Origin of the sequence: Shewanella sp. FDAARGOS_354 (genome assembly GCF_002209245.2) — a bacterium.
Lineage (GTDB): Bacteria > Pseudomonadota > Gammaproteobacteria > Enterobacterales > Shewanellaceae > Shewanella > Shewanella xiamenensis.
In genome coordinates, this window is the sequence record NZ_CP022089.2 from 2,578,472 (window position 1) to 2,598,447 (window position 19,976).

A 19,976-nucleotide genomic window follows, 5' to 3' on the forward strand; every position below is an offset into this window, starting at 1 on the left:
TCGCGTTTTTCAATATTTTTCAATTTTTACGCTGATTTGGAGTCATCATGTTAGATGCGAATTTAAAAAATCAACTGCAAACCTATCTGCAAAACCTCAAGAGACCAGTTGAACTTGTCGTGTCAGCAGATGAAAGCAAGAAGTCTCAAGAATTAAAAAGCTTAGCCAATGACATCGTTAGCCTTTCCTCTTTAGTGAGCCTCAAAGAAGCTCAAGGCTCTCGTACGCCTGCGATGACAGTGGTTAACCCAGAACTCAATACTCAGATTAGCTTTGCTGGTCTGCCTATGGGTCACGAATTTACCTCACTCGTGCTAGCCCTGCTGCACACGGGTGGACACCCAATCAAACTCAGCGATGACATCATCGAGCAGATCCGTAATCTGCCCGGCAAATATGAGTTTGAAACCTATGTGTCACTCACCTGCCAAAACTGCCCTGATGTGATTCAGGCGCTGAATATGATGGCCGCGATCAACCCGAACATTACCAACGTGATGATCGACGGCGCCCTGTTCCAGGATGAAGTCGCCAGCCGCAACATCATGGCCGTACCGTCTGTGTACTTAAACGGCGAAGTGTTTGCCGCGGGTCGTATCAGCATCGGTGAGATCTTAAATAAACTCGATACTGGCGCAGCCAGCCGTAAAGCGGAAGAACTCAGCCAAAAAGCCCCATACGAAGTCTTAGTCGTTGGCGGCGGCCCTGCTGGCGCTGCGGCAGCGATTTATGCCGCCCGTAAAGGTCTACGTACTGGAGTGGTGGCCGATAAATTCGGTGGCCAAGTCGCCGAAACTGTTGGTATCGAAAACTTTATTTCGGTTAAAGCGACTGAAGGTCCAAAACTGGTGGCAAACCTTGAAGCCCATGTGCGTGACTACGAAGTCGATATCATGGATAACCAAAAAGCCGTTAAACTGGCGAGCGATGGTTTATTCGAGCTCGAGTTAGCAAGCGGCGCGAAACTGCGCAGCCGTACCATACTACTGGCAACCGGTGCCCGCTGGCGCGAAATGAACGTCCCCGGCGAGAAAGAATACCGCGGTAAAGGCGTAGCCTACTGCCCACACTGTGACGGCCCATTATTTAAAGGCAAACGTGTAGCGGTTATCGGTGGCGGTAACTCAGGTATCGAAGCGGCCATCGACTTAGCCAACATCGTTGAGCATGTCACAGTACTCGAGTTCGACAGCAAACTGCGCGCTGACGATGTACTGCAACGTAAAGCGGCCTCTATGGGTAACATCAAAATCATTACTCAGGCGATGACCACAGAAGTGACAGGCGATGGTACTCGGGTGAATGGCCTAAACTACACCGACCGTGCAACAGGTGAAAGCCACCATATCGCGCTGGCAGGGATCTTCGTACAGATCGGTTTAGTGCCCAATGCCGAATGGTTAAAAGGCACAGTGGATTTGACTCCTCGCGGCGAAATCATCGTCGATGAGCGCGGCCAAACCTCTATCCCAGGCGTATTTGCCGCAGGTGACGTGACTAACTCACCTTACAAGCAAATCATTATCGCCATGGGTAGCGGTGCCAATGCCTCACTGGGTGCATTTGATTACTTAATTCGCCATAGCGATGACAGTACCGAAACCAAAACCACAGACACCAAAGCGGCTTAATCGTTAATCATTAACCGCATAAGATAAGAAGCCAGCGCAAGCTGGCTTTTTGTATTTAATAGCATTTATTTCGAGTCTTTTGATTTTATTGACCGCTTTAAACTATGGTACAAACAAGCAAACCCCATGGTAGAAGACCACAAGATTAAGCAAAGCAGCCTCACCCAAGGCGCTTGTCCCTCAAGTAACCAATTCAAAAAAGCAGATGAAACAGCAAAGCTGGCAAGATAGGCATACTGCAATTGTGTCATATGAATCTCCGTATCTTAATCATGACTATTTCAACAAGGATAGTGCTAACAATCCTGTTCTAAAGGTAAGGCTTCTCAAGCCGAATTTGCATTAGCGTTTCAGGATGATCCACTGCGCCAAAACCAAATTGCGCATAGAGTCCATGGGCATCTCGGGTGGCGAGCATTATGCGCCTTAATCCTTGCAGATCAGGATGTTCCATAATTGCTGCCATCATCATCTTACTTAAACCTAAGCCGCGGTGGGATTCGAGGACAAACACATCGGCAAGGTAGGCAAAGGTGGCTTTATCGGTAATCAGTCGCGCAAAAGCAAGCTGTTGATTATCCTTATCAAATACTCCAAAACATAAACTGTTGCTAAGCGCCTTTTGCAGCAGCGCAGCAGGCATGCCCTGCGCCCAATAACTGTTGGCAATAAAACCATGGATAACATCAAAATCCATTTCCGATAGCTCACTGCTGACTCGATATTCCATTTGTCGCTCCAATATAGCGTTAAATACCGTTTAATCTAGGTATGTTTTGCACTCATAAATATCATCAATACCATGCCTAATAACACCACTTTTGCTAATGAATACATGGCTCCAGCAAAGGAACCACCACCGTGATAGCTAAAAGCAAGATGGCGATTGATCTCAAATCGAAAGGACTTAGCCAAGTGGCGATAAGCAAGAAAATAAAATAATGAGGCCGCGGGCCAAATGCCAATAATCAAGGTTTGGCCCTGAGCCTTTGTAGTCAAAACCGCCGAAACCCAGGGAATACAAAGGCAAACCGCATATATCCAAGCAAAACGCTTAAGTAACTGACGAATCTTTTTGTCTGATAATGACTTCAATCTAAAATTCCTTTTCACCTCTATTTACCCGCTATCAGCGCGGATCACATCGGCTCAATTTGCTCGACCATCAACTGCAGGGTGAAATTACCGCGATATTCGTTCACATCGAGCTTATAGACGATACGCGCATGTTGAATCGTCGCATCGGGCCAAGTGTGTAAATCCACATTAAAGGCAATCGCATCTAACATCAGGGTACTACATGGGGTTTCAAGCACTAATTTAAGGTGGCGCTCCCCCACGATCCGCTGCTGGATAATCTTAAAATAACCATCGAATAATGGCTCCTCGAAGGACTGGCCCCAAGGCCCCGCATTACGAAGCAACTGGGCAATTTCAAGCGTTAACTCGGTTGGGGTTAACTCGCCATCAGACCAAAGCTCGCCCGTCAGCTGCTCAGGCTTTAACAGTTCACGCACTGCATCATCGTAGGCTTTGGCAAAAGTTGCAAAGCCACCGGACTTTAAGGTTAAACCTGCCGCCATCGCGTGGCCGCCAAATTTACAAATCAGCCCCGGATGGCGTGAGTTAACTAGCTCCAGCAAGTCACGCATATGCAAACCTTTGATGGAGCGCGCCGAACCTTTAATTTCACCATTACCCGCGTCGGCAAAGGCGATAACGGGTCTGTGGTATTTATCTTTAATTCGCGAGGCCAGAATACCAATAACCCCTTGGTGCCAATCCTCTTGAAAAAGGGCGATACCCCATGGGAGCTGTTCTTCATTAAGCTTTAGATATTCAAGACTTTTCAGCGCCTCTTGCTGCATCCCCACCTCAAGCTCGCGTCGCTCTTGGTTGAGGCTATCAAGCTCTGCCGCCATCCGCCTTGCATACATGATGTCTTCGCACAGCAGGGTTTCGACCCCGAGCGCCATTTCATCCAGCCTGCCGGCGGCATTGAGCCTTGGCCCCACGGCAAAACCAAAATCAGAGGCAACAATCCGAGCAGGATTACGTTTGGCCACTTCGAGTAAGGCAGTAATGCCCACGCGGCAACGGCCACTGCGTACCCGCTGCAATCCCGCCTCGACCAGAATACGATTGTTGGCATCGAGCGATACCACATCGGCCACAGTGCCAAGGGCAACAATATCCAGCAGAGTGCCAAGGTTAGGCTCGGCAATACCGCGAGCTTGATACCAATCACGAGTGCGCAGCTCTGCCCTAAGCGCCGTCATCAGATAAAAGGCGACCCCAACGCCAGCAATGGATTTACTGGCAAACTGACAACCAGGCTGATTGGGATTCACTATGGCATCGGCCGCAGGTAACTCATGGCCGGGTAAGTGATGGTCGGTGATCACCACCTGCATGCCAAAGGCCTTGGCGGCAGCAACGCCTTCAATGGAGGAAATACCGTTATCAACAGTAATAAGTAATTCTGCCTGTTTGGTTGCCGCCACGGCGACAATCTCAGGACTCAGGCCATAACCGTAGTCAAAGCGATTGGGGATCAGATAATCGACTTTACTCGCGCCCATCATTCGTAGCGCGAGGATACACACACTTGTCGAGGTGGCGCCATCGGCATCAAAATCGCCAACGATCAGAATCGACTTATCAAGCTGCATCGCATCGGCAATCAACTTGGCGGCGTTATCTAAGCCCTTCATCGTATCGGGCCTTAACAAGCCTTTAAGTACCAGTTCACACTCGGCGGACATGACTCCACGGCGAGCATAGAGCTGTCTTAACAACGGCGGAAGGTGAGCGGGTAAATGGCTATCATCAACAGTTGGACGACGGATTATTTTATGGATCAAGGGAACAAACTCTTAAACAATCATGGGGCTAAGATAACAAAAAGGTGAGCTTTAGGCTCACCTTTAATGGGATAAGTTTAGCCGAATTGCGACTATTGGCGCGCTTCTAAAGTACGTAATAAATCCGCAGGTGGTTGATATCCTGGGATCATATTGCCATCTTCTAACACGATAGCAGGCGTGCCGTTAACACCAAAGCTGGTACCTAATTCATATTGTTCGGCGATTTTAGCATCACAGGTCGCGGCAGAGACTTTTTTACCCGCCTTGGCTTCTGTCATGGCTTTTAATGGATCCTTAGCACACCAAATGGCCTGCATTTCATCGGCATTGGCAGATGGCACACCCGCACGTGGGAAGGCTAAGTAACGTACGGTAATACCCAACTTGTTATACTCGGCCATTTGGCTATGTAACTTGCGGCAATAACCACAGCTCACATCGGTAAACACAGTTACAACGTGTTTTTCATCTTTCGCTTTATACACCAACATATGATCTTCAAGCGGTTTCATCATCGCCAAACGTGGGCCTGCAAGTGCCGCTTCTGTCAGGTTTTTCATCCCTTTATCAAGATCGTATAAATTACCGTGGAACATTTTTGAACCATCACGGCTGATATAGAGCACGCCGCGATTAGTCATCGCTTGATATAAACCTTCGATGGGCGAATCCTGCATTGAAATCACTTCAACATCTAACATTTCACTGAGTTTTTGCTTAATCGCAGCAGTGTCTGGAGTGGTCGCCGTTGCGGCGCTGGCCAGAGGCGCAACAACAAGCGCGAAAACTAAAGATAATGCTCGGGTCAACTTCATGGGGACTTCCTATTAAGTAAATCGCTACTGCGACATATGGGTCAGGTTAATAGACCCTGTATGGGGGCAAAAAGTTACAGACAAGCCAAATAGAATGCAAATTTATACTGTAACTAAATTCAACCATTCACGGTTTTGTGATCCACAAAGCCTATCCCCGTGGATGATGCTGCTGATGTAACTCTTGTAATCTCGCTCGGGCGACATGGGTATAGATTTGAGTTGTCGATAAGTCACTGTGGCCTAAAAGTAATTGTACAACCCTAAGATCGGCGCCATGGTTGAGTAAATGGGTGGCGAAGGCATGACGCAATGTATGGGGTGAAAGTTCAGTTTCAATTCCAGCTCGGCTCGCGTAGAGCTTAATACGATGCCAAAAGGTTTGCCGCGTCATCATCTGCGAGCGCTTTGAAGGGAACACCACGTCAGATTGAACATAGCCTAAGAGTTCATGCCGCGCCGAAGTTAAATAATGTTCTACGGCGGTTATTGCTACCTCACCCATTGGCACTAAACGCTCTTTACCGCCCTTCCCCACAATCCGCACTAAGCCTTGGCGAAGGCTCATCTGCTCCATGGTTAATCCCACCAGCTCGCTCACCCGCAGTCCGGTGGCATATAACAACTCAAGCATAGCTTTATCACGGCATTCAACGGGGTCGTCCACATTGGGCTCAGCCAGTAACCTATCAACCTGTGACTCGCTTAGAGAATCAGGTAAATGCCGACTTAACTTAGGCGATTCAATCAGTGCCATGGGATCGCCTGCAATCTGTTTGGTCTGCAATAAATAGGTGTAAAAACGCCGTAAACTACTCAGCAAACGTGCACTACTAGTGCGGGCAAATTGTTGCTCGACCCGATAAGCTAAGTAAGCACGAACGTCAGCTTGACCCACATCGCACAAACCCAATCCTTGGCTTTGCAGATAGCGATCAAAATGGCGTAAATCGGTGCGATAGGCACTCAAGGTATTATCACTTAAGCCCTTACTAGACCAAAGATCATCAAGAAATGCATCAATAAGCGGATCACACTGATAGGTTTTAGCCACGAAAACTCCATAAAAAACGGCGTATGGTAGATACGCCGTTGATATTAACTTAATTTCTCCGCGACTGGCAGTCGCCTTTATTTAGGCGGCAGTGACTGCTTTTGCACCGCCACCGCGAATCATTAAACACAGCACAATGACAACTAAGGTTGGCAATAACCACGCCATTCCCTCTTCATACAGCGGTAGGAGAGACAGGGTGGGAGACATACCACTGACCAGATCGATAAAGCTTTGCGCCGCTTCAGTCACGCCTTTACCGTCTTCACCCGTGAGGCTTTTTGCGGCAACCTTCATACCGTCAAAGATGCCAAACAGGAGTGCCACAGACAGGGTCGCACGGTGAGCAAACTGCGGACGAGGGAAATATTCAGTTAAAAAGGTTACCGCGACCAGTGCAATAGCCACAGGGTAAACCGTCATTAATACCGGAATACTGATATTAATCAGTTGTGACAGCCCAACGTTCGCAATCACAGCACAGATAGCGCTTAATATAATCACCAGAAAACGATAAGACAGCTTTGGCATTAGCTCATTGAAAAACTCAGAGCATGCACTCACTAATCCCACCGCCGTAGTTAAACAGGCTAGCGTTACCACTGCCGATAACAACACAGTGCCTAAATTGCCAAACTCACGGGTCACATAGTTAGTTAAAATTTCACCGCCATTTTTAGCACCTGCGGCAATATCACCCGCCGTGGCACCTAAAAAGAACAATGACACATAAACAAAGGCAAGACCGGCTGCGGCAATAAAGGCGGCGCGAATAAGGTACTTAGTCTGGGCGCTAGGCTGCTCGATGCCCTTTTTACGCAGCAGATCGATAATCAACATACCGAACATCAAAGATGCCAGAGTATCCATGGTGTTATAGCCTTCAAGGATACCTTTAGTCAGTGGATGGTTCTTGTAATCACCTACGGCCGCGCCAACATCAGAAGCGGGTAAAAACACCACAGACAAGGCTAAACCTACTAGTAATAACAATAGGATAGGGGTTAATACTTTACCGACGCTGTCGAGTAATTTCCCGGGGAACAATGCCAGCAGCATAGTCACAGTAAAGAAGCACAAGGTATAAATTAGTTGCGACAGATTAAGCGATAAACTGCCAAGCATAATGGTTGCTGTGGTGTTATCAATAAAGGGCTTAGCACCGATTTCATAGGCCACTAGACCGGTACGCGGCGCTGCAAATGCAGGCCCGATGATGATATAAATCGCAATGGCTAATGCCGTTGCCGCAAACACAGGCAACATCGCCATAACCTTACCTTGAGCCTTAGCAACAGCAATGAGCCCGACCAAAGGTAAACCTACGGCAGTGATGAGAAACCCTAGCATTGCAAGGAGCATGTTCTCCCCAGCTAACATCCCCGCAAAGGGAGGAAAAATTAAGTTACCCGCCCCCAAAAAAAACGCGAAGGTCATAAAACCTAAGCCTAATGTATCCCCAATACTCATCTGATTGTCTTGCACGGAAAGCCCCATCTTGTCTTATTGTTTTTAATAAACTTAAGTGATTATGTGTCGATTAGCCATAGCTAAAACAAAGCCCATCCGGAGTGCAAATCTATGTTTACACAATTCCGTGGTAAATATGTGCGATATCTGCTGAGTTTATAAACAAAAATGAACTAAAAATTGGCTTCATTGCCGATTTATTCACCTAAAAACCCGTTCACCTATCCGTTAATCATAAAATTGATTAAAAATGGGGGCGAAACTAATATCAGAATTCAAAAATCAATACAACAGGTAAGATAGTTTTTATCGAAAAAAGCGTTCCAATGCTAATTAACTGCTAACAATGAGTTACCAAGGTAATAAATTAAACCGCCAATTAAGTGAACTTAGACTCAAAACAGCACAAAAATACACAAACGCGATCTCATTGGAAGAATAGAGCGATTAGGGTATGTTGGCGTTTCAGGACGAATCTTTAAACATCAATGCGCCCGACTCATAACCATAAAAATCTTAGCGAAAGCACAACTCGCCCTTTAAAATAGCCACGATCTTAAATCGAATTCCCTTATTCATCGGATAAATGAGTTTTCATGGCTTTTACCTTTAAACAATTCCACATTGATGATCTTAATTGTGGCATGCCCGTTAGCACCGACGGCGTGATATTAGGCGCATGGGCACCGCTTGCTCAGGCAAAACACATTCTAGATATAGGGGCCGGAAGTGGATTATTGAGTTTAATGGCAGCGCGGCGAAGCCTTGGGCAGATCACCGCGGTGGAGCTTGAGGAAAAAGCCGCCGCCGCATGCCAATTCAATATGGTGCAAAGTCCTTGGGCGGACAGGCTCAGTATTATCCATAGCGATATTCAAGACTTTTGCCAGCAAACTCAGTATTACGGATATTTTGATCATATCATCTGCAACCCGCCTTATTTCGAACATGGCCCCAAGGCGAACGACCAGCATAGAGCGATGGCGCGCCATACCGATACCTTAGGATTTGAGCCATTGCTAAAAGCAATCTCCCAATGCTTATCACCTGAGGGTTCTGCAAGTCTTATATTGCCGATTCAAAGTCTTATACGCTTTAAAGTCTGCCTAAATCAGTTCGCACTTTATCTCAGGCAAGAGGTACAGGTTAAAAGTGTGGAGAATAAAGCCGCCAATCGCGTTTTGCTGTTATTGACTAAAACACAGGGGAGCCAGTGCCTGCACACCGTATTCACCATCCGTGGATTAGAGGGAAGTTACACGAATCAAATGGTCGAACTGACAAAGGATTTCTATCTTAAACTATAGGCATGCTAGTTAGGCGCCTGATAAACCAATGGCTACTTATCTATCCATTTATTTTTAATTTCAATCACTTTATCTAAATTTTCGGTAAATAACTGCACTAATTCAGGGTCAAAATGGGAGCCACTCTGTTCATGAAGATACGCCATCGTTTCTGCAATCGACCAAGCTTCTTTGTAAGGACGTTTGCTAGTGAGCGCATCAAACACATCCGCGAGGGCAACGATGCGCCCCTCAAGCGGGATGTCTTTTCCCTTTAGGCCATTTGGATAACCCGTACCATCCCATTTTTCGTGATGGGTTAGTGCCACTGATTTTGCTAACCGTAACAACTCAGAATCGGCTTCACCGATAATTTCAGCACCGATATGGGGGTGAGTTTTCATAATAGCAAACTCGTCTTTGGTGAGTTTAGCAGGCTTAAGCATAATGCTATCGGGAATACCAATCTTACCAATATCATGCATAGGTGCTGCATGTAATAAGTCATCCGCCTGTGCCTCACTAAGACCATAGGCCAACGCCAAGATTTGAGCATAGTGGCTCATGCGCATTACATGGGTGCCGGTTTCGTTGTCCTTATATTCGGCGGCGCGACCTAAGCGTTGAATAACTTGCAGACGTGTTCGACGTAATTCATCTGCCTGCACAAGGGAGAGATGGGTTTTAACGCGAGCCTTAACTATGGTTGGTGACACAGGTTTGACTATGTAATCAACGCCACCTACGTCAAAACCTGCCGCCTCATCATGCTCGTCGTTAAGCGCAGTCACAAAGATCACTGGAATCGGCAGGGTTTCAGGCATGCTTTTAAGCGCTTGGCATACTTCTAAACCCGTCATATCAGGCATCATGATGTCGAGTAAAATTAAAGCCGGCAGCTCAACCTTGGCAAGATGCAATGCTTCTTCACCACTTTTAGCAAAAATCAAACGATAGTCTTGATGCAATATTTGTTTCAAAACCCGCAAATTAACTGGCTGATCGTCTACCAGTAATAAGGTCTTCTTATCGTCAGTCGCAATCTGCATAGCTATTCCTTATTTGAGCTAATGACAAGCCGCAACTTAACTAATTCAGTATGGGCAATATCAAAATCAAAATTATCGAGGGCATCAACAATGGTGTTTACCATGGGTTGATGGACCGATAGATTTTCAATGGCGGTTAAATCAGCTTCTTCAAAGGAGTGGTGTTGTACTGCCGCAATTAAAGCATCAATATGCGGTAAAGCTTGGTTTGGATCAGTCTGAGGAGTAGATATCTGCACGTCTTTATAGTGAGCGAGTTGCTGCACATAACGAGTGATCTGCACTATGGTTGATTCAAGTTCATTGAATAACTGCTGTCTAGCCACTAAAACCTGTGGCTCTGAGTCAGCCATTTGCTCTAATGCCGCAAACAAGGCCATGCAACGGAATAAGCCTAAATTGCCAGAAATGCCTTTTAATCCATGACTTTGTTGGACAATCGCATCCCGATCCGATTGGTTAATTGCCTGCTCAAGCTGCCGAGACTTTTCGGGCCATTGAGCGATAAACTTTTCTAATTCTTGGATAAACTTTGCTTTACTTCCCCAGAGTTGTATCCCTCTTTGCTCATCGATGATGGCATTGAGATCGGGCTCATTTTTATTGAATGACTGTGTGGACAGTTCAAGGTTTAATACGCGGGCGATTTCGACATTTAATAAATAAAAATCAATGGGTTTATTAGCAAAACCATCCATTCCTACTTGTTGTGTCTCGAGTTTATCCTGTTCAAGCACACTCGCTGTTAACGCAATCATTGGCATGTAGGTTAACCCAGATTCAAGCTCCTGTTGGCGTCTACGCCTTGCTGCGGTTAAGCCATCCATTACTGGCATCTGTAAGTCAATTAAGGTGATATCAATATCATGCCTTTGCATTCGTAATAGAGCCTGCTCACCATCACGGGCAGTAATCACTCGATGTCCATGTCGAGTTAAATATACTGAAAGCAGATCAATATTTTGTTGAATATCATCAACTACCAGTATTGTTAATGGAGGCAGTGACACCTTGTCATAACTCGGTAGAGTTAAGTCTTCAACACTTTGAATGAGAGGAATTGTAAATCTGAAGGTACTGCCCAAACCTAAGCGGCTTTCAACCTCAATATGCCCGCCCATTAACTCTACTAATTGTTTGCTGATAGTAGTACCTAAGCCAGTACCACCGTATTTACGGCTCATAGAGGCATACGCCTGGGAAAAGGCATCAAACACTCGCTCAAGCTGCTCTGGCGACATGCCAATCCCAGTATCGATAACTTCAAATGTCACTTGATTGTCTAACGGAGAGAAAACTCTTACGGTCACTTTTCCTTCTGCGGTGAATTTAACAGCATTACCTATTAAGTTGAGCAACACTTGGCGTATCCGCTCAGGCGACCCCATAAAGTGGGTTCCCATCGTTGGCGCGATATCCACTTCCAGTAATAAATGCTGCTTTTGGGCCTGCAACCACAAGGTTGAGATAACAGTATCAATTTCAGCCGTTAAAGAGAAAACGCGGGTTTCAAGTTCCAGCTTGCCTTTGTCGAGTTTGGCACTGTCTAAAACATCATTGAGTAAATGCAATAATGATTTGGCCGAACGATTAATGGTTGATAATTGCTTTTGTTGCTCATAATCCAAGGATGATTCTAACAAAATATCGCTAAAACCTATGATGGCATTCATTGGGGTACGGATCTCATGGCTCATATTGGCCAAGAAGGCTGAGCGAGCGGCGGCAGCTTGTTCAGCAGTATTCTTCGCGGCCACCAGATCCTGCTCCATTACCTTACGTTCAGTAATATCCATGATAAAACCATCAATCCACCCGTCTGGATTTTGCTCATCAAAAATATAATTTCCATGCTCAAACAGCCAACGCACCTCACCATCGGCACGGATAATACGGTATTCCATCGAAAAGGTTGGTGGCTGTGCTTGTGCGTAAATAGTATCGACATCATCGGGATAATAAAGCGAAGAGAATAAACGTTTAGCGTTAGGAAGCTCAAAATCTGAAGCCGGGTATCCCGTGATATTTAATACCGCATCGCTGATGTAAACCATGGGCCAACCTTGAGTATTCATACAGCGATAGGCCACCCCGGGGATATTACTGATCAACGATCTCAGCTTGGCCTCATTATTTTTCAGCTCTTGCTCCATCTCATTTCGCTGGCTGAGATCGGAAATAAAACCGACAAAGTAATGGGATTTGCCTTGCATCATATGCCCAATACCGAGGCGGACGGGCACTAAATGGCCATTTTTATGCTGCGCCAGTACCTCTCGTCCCGTACCAATAATCTGTGCCTCACGGGTTTTAACATATTGAGCGATATAACTATCATGCTGGGGGCGAATGGAGGCGGGCACAATTTTTTTGACATTGCTACCAAGTAACTCTGTCGAGGGCCACCCCAAGATACGCGTCACCGCTTGGTTTACGCTAACGATAATACCTTGACCATCGATGGTGATAATGCCATCCACTGCGGTATCCATCATAGCCAGCATTCGATCTTCGTTTGATTTAGCGAGTAAAGATAGATCTTTATATTTAAAGATCACATTCACAATCAGCACTAAGCAGATAATGATGACGGTAATAATCGATACCCCGAGCGCAAGATAAAACGAAATTTCAGACGTTTGTTCGCTAAGCTCTAGTCCAGCGGGTTTAACAAAACGCGCCGCCGCCATACCCGTGTAATGCATACCTGCAATCGCCAATCCCATCACGATACTGGCAATAAAATTACTCGTAATAGTGCTCATGCTGGATGAGATAAACTGATTCAGTCCGGTACGAACCCAAAGTGCAATAATGGCTAAAATCACCGCAACGATAATCGACAGAGCAAATATTAGAGGGTCGTAACGCAATAATGGCGCCATATCCATGGCAGCCATCCCCACATAATGCATTACCCCAATACCGACACCTACTAAAACACCGCCAATCAATACTTGGGGAAACCGAATACGTGGTTGAGATAGTAGGCTAAGCGCTACCCACGAGGCTGCAATACTGGGTAACACCGATAAGGCAGTAAGACCAAACTGATAAGAAACTGGAGTGCATAAATTAAAGGCCAGCATGCCAATAAAATGCATTGACCACACGCCCCCTCCGAGGACAAGACTCCCAGTGAATAACATAATTTGCTGTCGCGATTTAGATTGGGTTCGTGCAGCTTGTGTCGCAACTTGAAACGCCATAAAGGCAGAAAAAATAGCAATAAAAATAGAAATAGTGACCAATAAAGGGTCGTAATAAACATTGAGTAACAGGCTATCTTGAGATGAAGTAAAAAAAGATGATAACCAATTAAAAATCATAATATTCAAGCCCATATTAGATAAATAGAATCACGCCGAAATGTTTTGCCAATTCAAGTAGGGCTAACGCTTAGGGGCCATAAAATGATGAGTATGGTCTATAAATGGCATCGATTTATTGCTTAAACGCCAAACCACGCGGATACAATCCATCCAACACTCTGAATAAACGCCAGACATTTGTTACAAAAATCACTTTTATCTTATACAAGTTTTACCAATTGTCTGCCTCAAAATGCGACAAATCACATTATCACTGCGAATTTATCTGTGGGGTTCAGAGTAAAAGAGGCCTTTCTATCAACTCCGTCACCGAAAAGCGAAGCCATTGGGATTAAGTTATTTAAGTTAACAGGCATAAGCTTTATAATGCTGGGCTATTATTCGTCGAGACGCTGCGCATGCAATTTGAAGATTTCCAGCTTGACCCTAGCTTATTAGAGTCACTTAAAGCCATGGGGCACAATACGCCCACCACAATCCAACAAGAAACGTTGCCGCATGCTTTAGAGCAACGGGATATTTTGGCGCGCGCCCCGACGGGTACAGGTAAAACCGCCAGTTTCTTATTACCCGCGCTACAACATCTAATCGACTTCCCGCGTCGTTACTCGGGTCAAGCGCGTGTATTAATTCTTACCCCAACCCGTGAATTGGCGAGTCAAATTCACCGCTATGCCTGCCATTTAGCCACAGACCAAGGGCTAAATATTGCCATTATCACGGGTGGAGTGCCCTATGCACCTCAAGAAGAAGCGCTAAAGGGCAATATCGATATTCTGGTCGCGACACCGGGTCGCCTGATGGAATATTTAGATAAAGGTAAATTCAGTGCAGAATCCGTCGACATACTGATCATCGATGAAGCTGACCGTATGCTCGATATGGGATTCTCTGCCGTGGTTAAAGCCATCGCACTCGAAGCCCAAGGCCGCAAGCAGAATATGCTGTTTTCAGCCACCCTTGAAGGCAGTGGTGTTATCCGCTTTGCCCGCGAAGTGCTTAATGATCCTATCGAAATCGATGTTGATGCACCGCGCAAAGAGAAAGCCAAGATCCACCAATGGATCCATCTCGCCGATGATAAAGACCATAAATTTGCCCTGCTTTGCCACTTGTTAAAACAGGAAGAAGTAAAACGCGCCATCGTATTCGTGAAGACTCGCGATGTAGTCTCTAGCCTCGAAGGTCAGTTACTCCAAGCCGGCATCCCTTGTGCTTTTATGCGCGGAGATATGGAACAGAAGAAACGTTTCCAAGCTTTAAGTCGTTTTACTAAGGGCGAAGTGAATGTATTGCTGGCGACCGATGTGGCTGCCCGCGGTATCGATATTGATGATATCACCCACGTGATTAACTTCGATATGCCACGTTCAGCCGATACCTACATCCACCGTATTGGTCGTACTGGCCGCGCGGGTGCCAAAGGTACGGCAATTTCTCTGGCTGAAGCCCATGATATGCGCATCGTTGGTAAGATTGAGCGTTATATTGAGCAACCCCTTAAACGCCGAATCATTGAGGAATTACGTCCTAAGCACAAAGAGGCGCGAGTTCCATCCAAGAAAAAGGCAAAAGTAAAAGCCAAAGAAGCGGCGAAAAAAACCAGCAAAAAAGAAGCGGCAAAAAAAGCTAGCAAAATTGCCCGCAAAAAACAGTCCTAGGTTTTCTAATCTTGGAATAAGCTGATATTTACTTCCGCCTAAAAGCCGCAAAATTGCGGCTTTTTTTATGCTCATTGACCTAGCAAATATTTTTGTACGGGGTGGAACCCTATATGACAAAAAACACTCTACTCCTACGCAATTGTATCCTCAGCAAACTAAACCGACGCGGTAACAGGACACAAACTCGATAGCATCATCTTTAGACACATTTTATTTACAAAAATAAATTTATTGCGCAGCCTGACTCTGATACTTTAGGCGCATTAAGCGATTTAGCACGGATGTAACAATCATATGATCAAAACCTTACTAAGGAGATTATCTCCTTTTTTTATCTTACTGCTCTTTATTGTTGGCGCTGGTTTGCTGATGAAAACCAAGGAGACACCTGAGCAGAAACCCGAAGAAATGCCGATCCCGATAGTGGATGTCACCCGGGTTGAGCAACAAACGGTTTCGCTTAACTTACCCTCCTACGGTGTTGTCACGCCCAAATATAAAACGCTACTGGTGACTGAAGTCCAAGGGCGGATGCTGACGATTTCACCTCAATTTGTTGCCGGTGGCATAGTGAAAAAAGGCGACCAACTTGCCCAGATCGAACCTTCAGATTACGAAGCCGACTTAATGCAAGCCGAAGCGACATTGGCTCAAGCAACCGCAGCACTCAATGAGGAAATCGCCCGCGGCGAAGTTGCCAAAATTGAGTTTAAGGGTTACGACAAAGGATTGCCGCCTGAACTCGGTTTGCGCATCCCTCAATTGAAAAAAGAACAAGCTAACGTTAAATATGCGCAGGCGGCTTTAGCTCGCGCCCAGCGTAACTTAGAACGTACCATTATTCGTGCGCCCTTTGATGGCATTATCAAGGCAAGAAATGTCGACTTAGGACAATACGTTACCCTAGGTACAAATCTTGGTGAACTGTATGACACCCGCATTGCAGAAATTCGCCTACCTATCTCTAACGATGATTTGGCCTATTTGGAATCCGTCGATAATCCCGATACCCAAGTCACCTTAAGCGCCTCATTGGCAGGCAAGGAAAATACCTGGATAGGCAATATCATCCGCAGTGAAGGGGTGATTGATGCCGATAACCGCATGGTTTACCTCGTCGCCGAGATAAAAGATCCTTACCTGCGAGAGCACAAAACCCAAGGCAGTTTACCACTGAAATACGGCAGTTTTGTCAACGCCGTGATTAAGGGCCGCACCGTCGATGGTATAGTCAAACTGCCTCGCCATGTGGTACGCAATGAGCATGTCGCCTTGATTAACAATAACAATATCGTCGAAATGCGCCATGTGAATGTCGTGCGTAGCGATCTTGAAAACGTATTTATCAAGGACAGCTTAAAAACTGGTGAGCGAGTTGCTATCACTCACTTTAATAACATGGCCAATGGCCAATTAGTCAAAGTGATAGGCGAAGAAACAAAACCAGTGCAGACGCCTAAGGAAGATGCTCCTGAGTCGAGTCTTGCGGCCACTGGAGTAAAATAATGGATACGCAAAAAGGGATCTTAGCTTGGTTTGCCCGCAATAGCGTGGCAGCGAACCTGTTAATGTGGGCACTGCTGATTGGCGGGATGTTTAGCACAGTGCTGATCAATAAAGAGGTATTTCCCTCTTTCAACCTGAATTTATTGAGTATTACCGTTGCTTACCCAGGTGCTGCGCCACAGGAAATCGAAGAAGGCATCAACATCAAGATTGAAGAAGCCATTCAAGATATCAACGGCATTAAAAAAGTCACCTCGGTTGCCAGTGAAGGTGTTGGTTCAATCACGGTAGAAGTGGAAGACGACTACGACGTCCAAATCGTACTCGATGAAGCCAAGTTACGACTGGATGCGATTTCCACCTTCCCGGTTAACATCGAAAAACCACAAATCTTTAAAATCGAGCCCGAAAACAACGTGATTTGGGTGTCGGTGTACGGAGATATGTCACTGCACGATATGAAGGAGCTAGCCAAATCGGTGCGTGATGATTTGACCCAGCTCCCCGCCGTAACCCGTGCTAAAGTCACGGGAGTTCGCGACTATGAAATCGGTATCGAAGTCTCGGAAGATAAGCTGCGGGAATACGGCTTAACTTTCTCACAAGTCGCAACGGCAGTACAAAACTCCTCCATCGACTTACCAGGCGGCTCGATACGCGCCGAAGATGGCGACATTCTGCTGCGCACTAAAGGTCAAGCCTATACAGGCGATGATTTTGCCAATATCGTTGTCACTACCCGTGCCGACGGTAGCCGGGTGATGTTACCGCAAGTTGCCACCATTAAGGACGATTTTGAAGAGCGTCTAGAGTACACCCGTTTTAACGGCAAACCCGCCGCGATTATCGAAGTCACCAGCGTCAACGATCAAAATGCCTTCAATATTGCTCAGCAGGTAAAAGACTACGTCGAGAAACGTCGTGCAACCCTACCTGCGAATGCTCAATTGGATACTTGGGGCGACTTAACTCACTACCTCAAGGGCCGTTTAAACATGATGATGTCGAACATGTTTTATGGCGCACTGTTAGTGTTTGTGATTTTGGCGTTGTTCCTCGATCTTAAACTCGCTTTCTGGGTGATGATGGGCATCCCCGTGTGCTTCCTCGGTACAATGCTGATCATGCCGCTTGAACCTTTCTCCATGACCATCAACATGCTGACACTGTTTGCCTTTATTTTGGTCTTGGGGATAGTGGTCGATGACGCAATTGTTATAGGGGAAAGCGCTTACAGTGAGGTCGAACGCCACGGACATTCGATTGACAATGTGATCCGCGGTGCGCAAAAGGTCGCCATGCCCGCCACCTTTGGGGTATTAACCACCATCGCCGCCTTTATCCCTATGCTAATGGTCTCAGGTCCGATGGGAATTATTTGGAAATCCATCGGCATGATCGTCATCATGTGCCTGGCATTTTCACTGGTTGAATCTAAATTTATTCTCCCAGCACACTTGGCCCATATGAAGTTTAAAAAGCCAGGGGAACCTACGGGTTTCTTTGGGCGCTTTAAAGAAAAATTTAACAATCGTGTTCAACACTTTATTCACCACAGTTACCGCAACTTCCTCGAGCGCTGTATCCAGCATCGCTATAACGTAGTAGCAGTCTTTATAGGTGTGCTGATTTTGTCTGTCGCTTTAGTGGCAAGCGGGAAAGTGCGCTGGGTGTTCTTCCCTGATATTCCTTCCGACTTTATCCAAGTTCAATTAGAAATGGATGAGGGAAGCTCAGAACAAAACACCCTTAAAGTGGTACAGGAGATTGAAGAAGCCCTGTACAAAATGAACGCCAAAATGGAGAAAGATAACGGCAGCGAAGTAGTGAAACACAGCTTTATCAACATGAGCTCACGCACCTCTGCCTTTATTTTTGCCGAACTGACTAAGGGTGAAGATCGGAATGTCGACGGTGAAACCATTGCTACCGAGTGGCGTGAACAATTGCCCGAGTTATTGTCAGTCAAGAAACTCGACTTTAACGCTAGAGGTAACGGTGGCGGCGGTGGTGGCGATATTTCTTTTAGATTAACCTCAAGCGATTTAGAAGAATTATCAGCTGCGGCTCGCGATCTTAAGCAAAAGCTAGCGACCTACGAGGGAGTGTATGATATCGCCGATAACTTTTCCTCGGGCAGCCATGAGATCCGTTTAAAAATCCGCCCCGAGGCGGAAGCATTAGGTTTAACCTTATCCGATTTAGCACGCCAAGTCCGTTACGGCTTCTACGGTTATGAAGCACAACGTATTTTACGTAATAAAGAAGAAATCAAAGTCATGGTTCGCTATCCCTTAGAACAGCGCCGTACCGTTGGCTATCTGGAGAATATGTTGATCCGAACGCCGCAAGGTAAGTCGGTACCTTTCTCCACCGTTGCTGAAGTCGAAAAGGGTGAATCTTATGCGTCTATTACCCGTGTCGATGGTAAGCGAGCAATAACCATTAACGCTAACGCGAATAAAAACAAGGTTGAACCTTCTAAAGTCGTTAATGAAATCCAGAAAGATTACTTGCCGCAACTTCAGGCAAAATATCCTAAGATTCAAACGGCTCTCGATGGTGGCAGTTTGGATGAACAGAATGCCATGGTCGGATTGATACAAGGTTTCTTCTTTGCACTGTTTACCATTTATGCCTTGATGGCTGTGCCGCTTAAATCCTACAGCCAGCCACTGATCATTATGTCAGTGATCCCTTTTGGGATTATCGGCGCCCTGTTTGGGCATTTGATCCAAGGGCTTGCCATGAGTGTGTTGAGTCTTTGTGGTATCGTTGCACTTGCAGGGGTCGTGGTGAACGATTCGCTGATCTTAGTTGACTTTGTTAACCGAGCTCGTGAACAAGGTCAATCGGTGAGGCAAGCAGCGGTCGATTCAGGATGTTATCGTTTTAGGGCGATTATCTTGACCTCATTGACCACCTTTGTCGGTCTAGTGCCTATTATTCTTGAGCGCAGCTTACAGGCGCAGATAGTGATCCCCATGGCGACCTCACTCGCCTTCGGTATTCTATTCTCGACTGTGGTGACCTTAATCCTAGTGCCGCTACTGTATATCATACTTGATGATGCAAAGCGCGTTGGTAGCCGCTTCTACCATTGGTGGTGGCGTCCGAAAAAAACACAGGATACTCCATTGCATATCAACGAGAGCCACAGTATCTCCTTGGATGCCATACATGAGTCAGACTATAAGCGGGATTAGTTATCGTCTGTAATCTATGAGAATCCCATAAAAAGAGAGCTTAGGCTCTCTTTTGCTTTTGCAGTGCGTCATTCTAAAACGCGTAGTGCGATCTAA

13 protein-coding genes are annotated in these 19,976 nt (G+C 46.1%); 5 read left to right on the plus strand and 8 right to left on the minus strand.

What is annotated here, in order from left to right; translation table 11 throughout:
* Nucleotides 1-47: 47 nt before the first annotated feature.
* Complete coding sequence (gene ahpF, locus CEQ32_RS11665) at nt 48-1,631, plus strand: alkyl hydroperoxide reductase subunit F (protein WP_088586063.1); 1,584 nt, start codon at nt 48-50, stop codon at nt 1,629-1,631.
* A 310-nt stretch (nt 1,632-1,941) separates the two neighbouring features.
* On the opposite strand, the gene CEQ32_RS11675 is transcribed toward ahpF, so the two are convergent.
* From CEQ32_RS11675 to brnQ, 6 genes are all read right to left on the minus strand, one after another.
* Nucleotides 1,942-2,361 (minus strand): GNAT family N-acetyltransferase, encoded by a 420-nt coding sequence (locus CEQ32_RS11675; protein ID WP_088586065.1) that lies wholly within the window; start codon nt 2,359-2,361, stop codon nt 1,942-1,944.
* Between the two features lie 35 nt (nt 2,362-2,396).
* Nucleotides 2,397-2,726 carry a hypothetical protein gene (locus CEQ32_RS11680; RefSeq protein ID WP_088586066.1) on the minus strand — a complete coding sequence of 110 codons (330 nt, stop codon included), beginning with the start codon at nt 2,724-2,726 and terminating at the stop codon, nt 2,397-2,399.
* Between the two features lie 44 nt (nt 2,727-2,770).
* On the minus strand, nt 2,771-4,495 hold the full coding sequence (gene recJ / locus CEQ32_RS11685; RefSeq protein WP_088586067.1) for a single-stranded-DNA-specific exonuclease RecJ: 1,725 nt from the start codon (nt 4,493-4,495) through the stop codon (nt 2,771-2,773).
* A gap of 92 nt (nt 4,496-4,587) precedes the next feature.
* On the minus strand, nt 4,588-5,313 hold the full coding sequence (dsbC, locus tag CEQ32_RS11690; RefSeq protein ID WP_037414691.1) for a bifunctional protein-disulfide isomerase/oxidoreductase DsbC: 726 nt from the start codon (nt 5,311-5,313) through the stop codon (nt 4,588-4,590).
* Between the two features lie 151 nt (nt 5,314-5,464).
* A complete protein-coding gene (gene xerD, locus CEQ32_RS11695; protein ID WP_037430831.1) occupies nt 5,465-6,367 on the minus strand; it encodes a site-specific tyrosine recombinase XerD in 903 nt (300 codons plus the stop codon).
* Between the two features lie 81 nt (nt 6,368-6,448).
* Entirely contained in the window at nt 6,449-7,864 is a 1,416-nt protein-coding gene (gene brnQ, locus CEQ32_RS11700; protein WP_069453432.1) for a branched-chain amino acid transport system II carrier protein, read from the minus strand.
* Nucleotides 7,865-8,433: 569 nt separating this feature from the next.
* On the opposite strand from brnQ, the gene CEQ32_RS11705 reads away from it, so the two are divergent.
* A complete protein-coding gene (locus tag CEQ32_RS11705; protein ID WP_088586069.1) occupies nt 8,434-9,144 on the plus strand; it encodes a tRNA1(Val) (adenine(37)-N6)-methyltransferase in 711 nt (236 codons plus the stop codon).
* A 32-nt stretch (nt 9,145-9,176) separates the two neighbouring features.
* Here the strand turns inward: CEQ32_RS11705 and CEQ32_RS11710 are convergent, their stop codons facing one another.
* Together CEQ32_RS11710 and CEQ32_RS11715 are read right to left on the minus strand one after the other, a co-directional pair.
* A complete protein-coding gene (locus CEQ32_RS11710; protein WP_088586070.1) occupies nt 9,177-10,172 on the minus strand; it encodes a two-component system response regulator in 996 nt (331 codons plus the stop codon).
* A 2-nt stretch (nt 10,173-10,174) separates the two neighbouring features.
* Complete coding sequence (locus CEQ32_RS11715) at nt 10,175-13,516, minus strand: MHYT domain-containing protein (RefSeq protein ID WP_088586071.1); 3,342 nt, start codon at nt 13,514-13,516, stop codon at nt 10,175-10,177.
* Nucleotides 13,517-13,902: 386 nt separating this feature from the next.
* On the opposite strand from CEQ32_RS11715, the gene srmB reads away from it, so the two are divergent.
* The 3 genes from srmB (at nt 13,903) to CEQ32_RS11730 (ending at nt 19,880) form a co-directional block, all read left to right on the plus strand.
* Complete coding sequence (srmB, locus tag CEQ32_RS11720) at nt 13,903-15,165, plus strand: ATP-dependent RNA helicase SrmB (protein ID WP_037414703.1); 1,263 nt, start codon at nt 13,903-13,905, stop codon at nt 15,163-15,165.
* Nucleotides 15,166-15,462: 297 nt separating this feature from the next.
* The gene (locus CEQ32_RS11725) at nt 15,463-16,674 is read left to right on the plus strand and encodes an efflux RND transporter periplasmic adaptor subunit (RefSeq protein WP_088586072.1); all 1,212 of its coding nucleotides are present in this window, start codon (nt 15,463-15,465) and stop codon (nt 16,672-16,674) included.
* Nucleotides 16,674-19,880 carry an efflux RND transporter permease subunit gene (locus tag CEQ32_RS11730; RefSeq protein WP_088586073.1) on the plus strand — a complete coding sequence of 1,069 codons (3,207 nt, stop codon included), beginning with the start codon at nt 16,674-16,676 and terminating at the stop codon, nt 19,878-19,880. Before CEQ32_RS11725 ends, CEQ32_RS11730 begins: the two co-directional genes overlap by 1 nt.
* The last annotated feature ends 96 nt before the right edge of the window (nt 19,881-19,976 follow it).

Excerpts from the sequence above, each read along its gene's own strand:
- ahpF (WP_088586063.1), top strand. The coding sequence starts at position 48 with ATGTTAGATGCGAATTTAAAAAATCAACTGCAAACCTATCTGCAAAAC.
- CEQ32_RS11675 (WP_088586065.1), bottom strand. The coding sequence starts at position 2,361 with ATGGAATATCGAGTCAGCAGTGAGCTATCGGAAATGGATTTTGATGTT.
- dsbC (WP_037414691.1), bottom strand. The coding sequence starts at position 5,313 with ATGAAGTTGACCCGAGCATTATCTTTAGTTTTCGCGCTTGTTGTTGCG.
- brnQ (WP_069453432.1), bottom strand. The coding sequence starts at position 7,864 with ATGGGGCTTTCCGTGCAAGACAATCAGATGAGTATTGGGGATACATTA.
- CEQ32_RS11705 (WP_088586069.1), top strand. The coding sequence starts at position 8,434 with ATGGCTTTTACCTTTAAACAATTCCACATTGATGATCTTAATTGTGGC.
- CEQ32_RS11710 (WP_088586070.1), bottom strand. The coding sequence starts at position 10,172 with ATGCAGATTGCGACTGACGATAAGAAGACCTTATTACTGGTAGACGAT.
- CEQ32_RS11715 (WP_088586071.1), bottom strand. The coding sequence starts at position 13,516 with ATGGGCTTGAATATTATGATTTTTAATTGGTTATCATCTTTTTTTACT.
- srmB (WP_037414703.1), top strand. The coding sequence starts at position 13,903 with ATGCAATTTGAAGATTTCCAGCTTGACCCTAGCTTATTAGAGTCACTT.
- CEQ32_RS11725 (WP_088586072.1), top strand. The coding sequence starts at position 15,463 with ATGATCAAAACCTTACTAAGGAGATTATCTCCTTTTTTTATCTTACTG.
- CEQ32_RS11730 (WP_088586073.1), top strand. The coding sequence starts at position 16,674 with ATGGATACGCAAAAAGGGATCTTAGCTTGGTTTGCCCGCAATAGCGTG.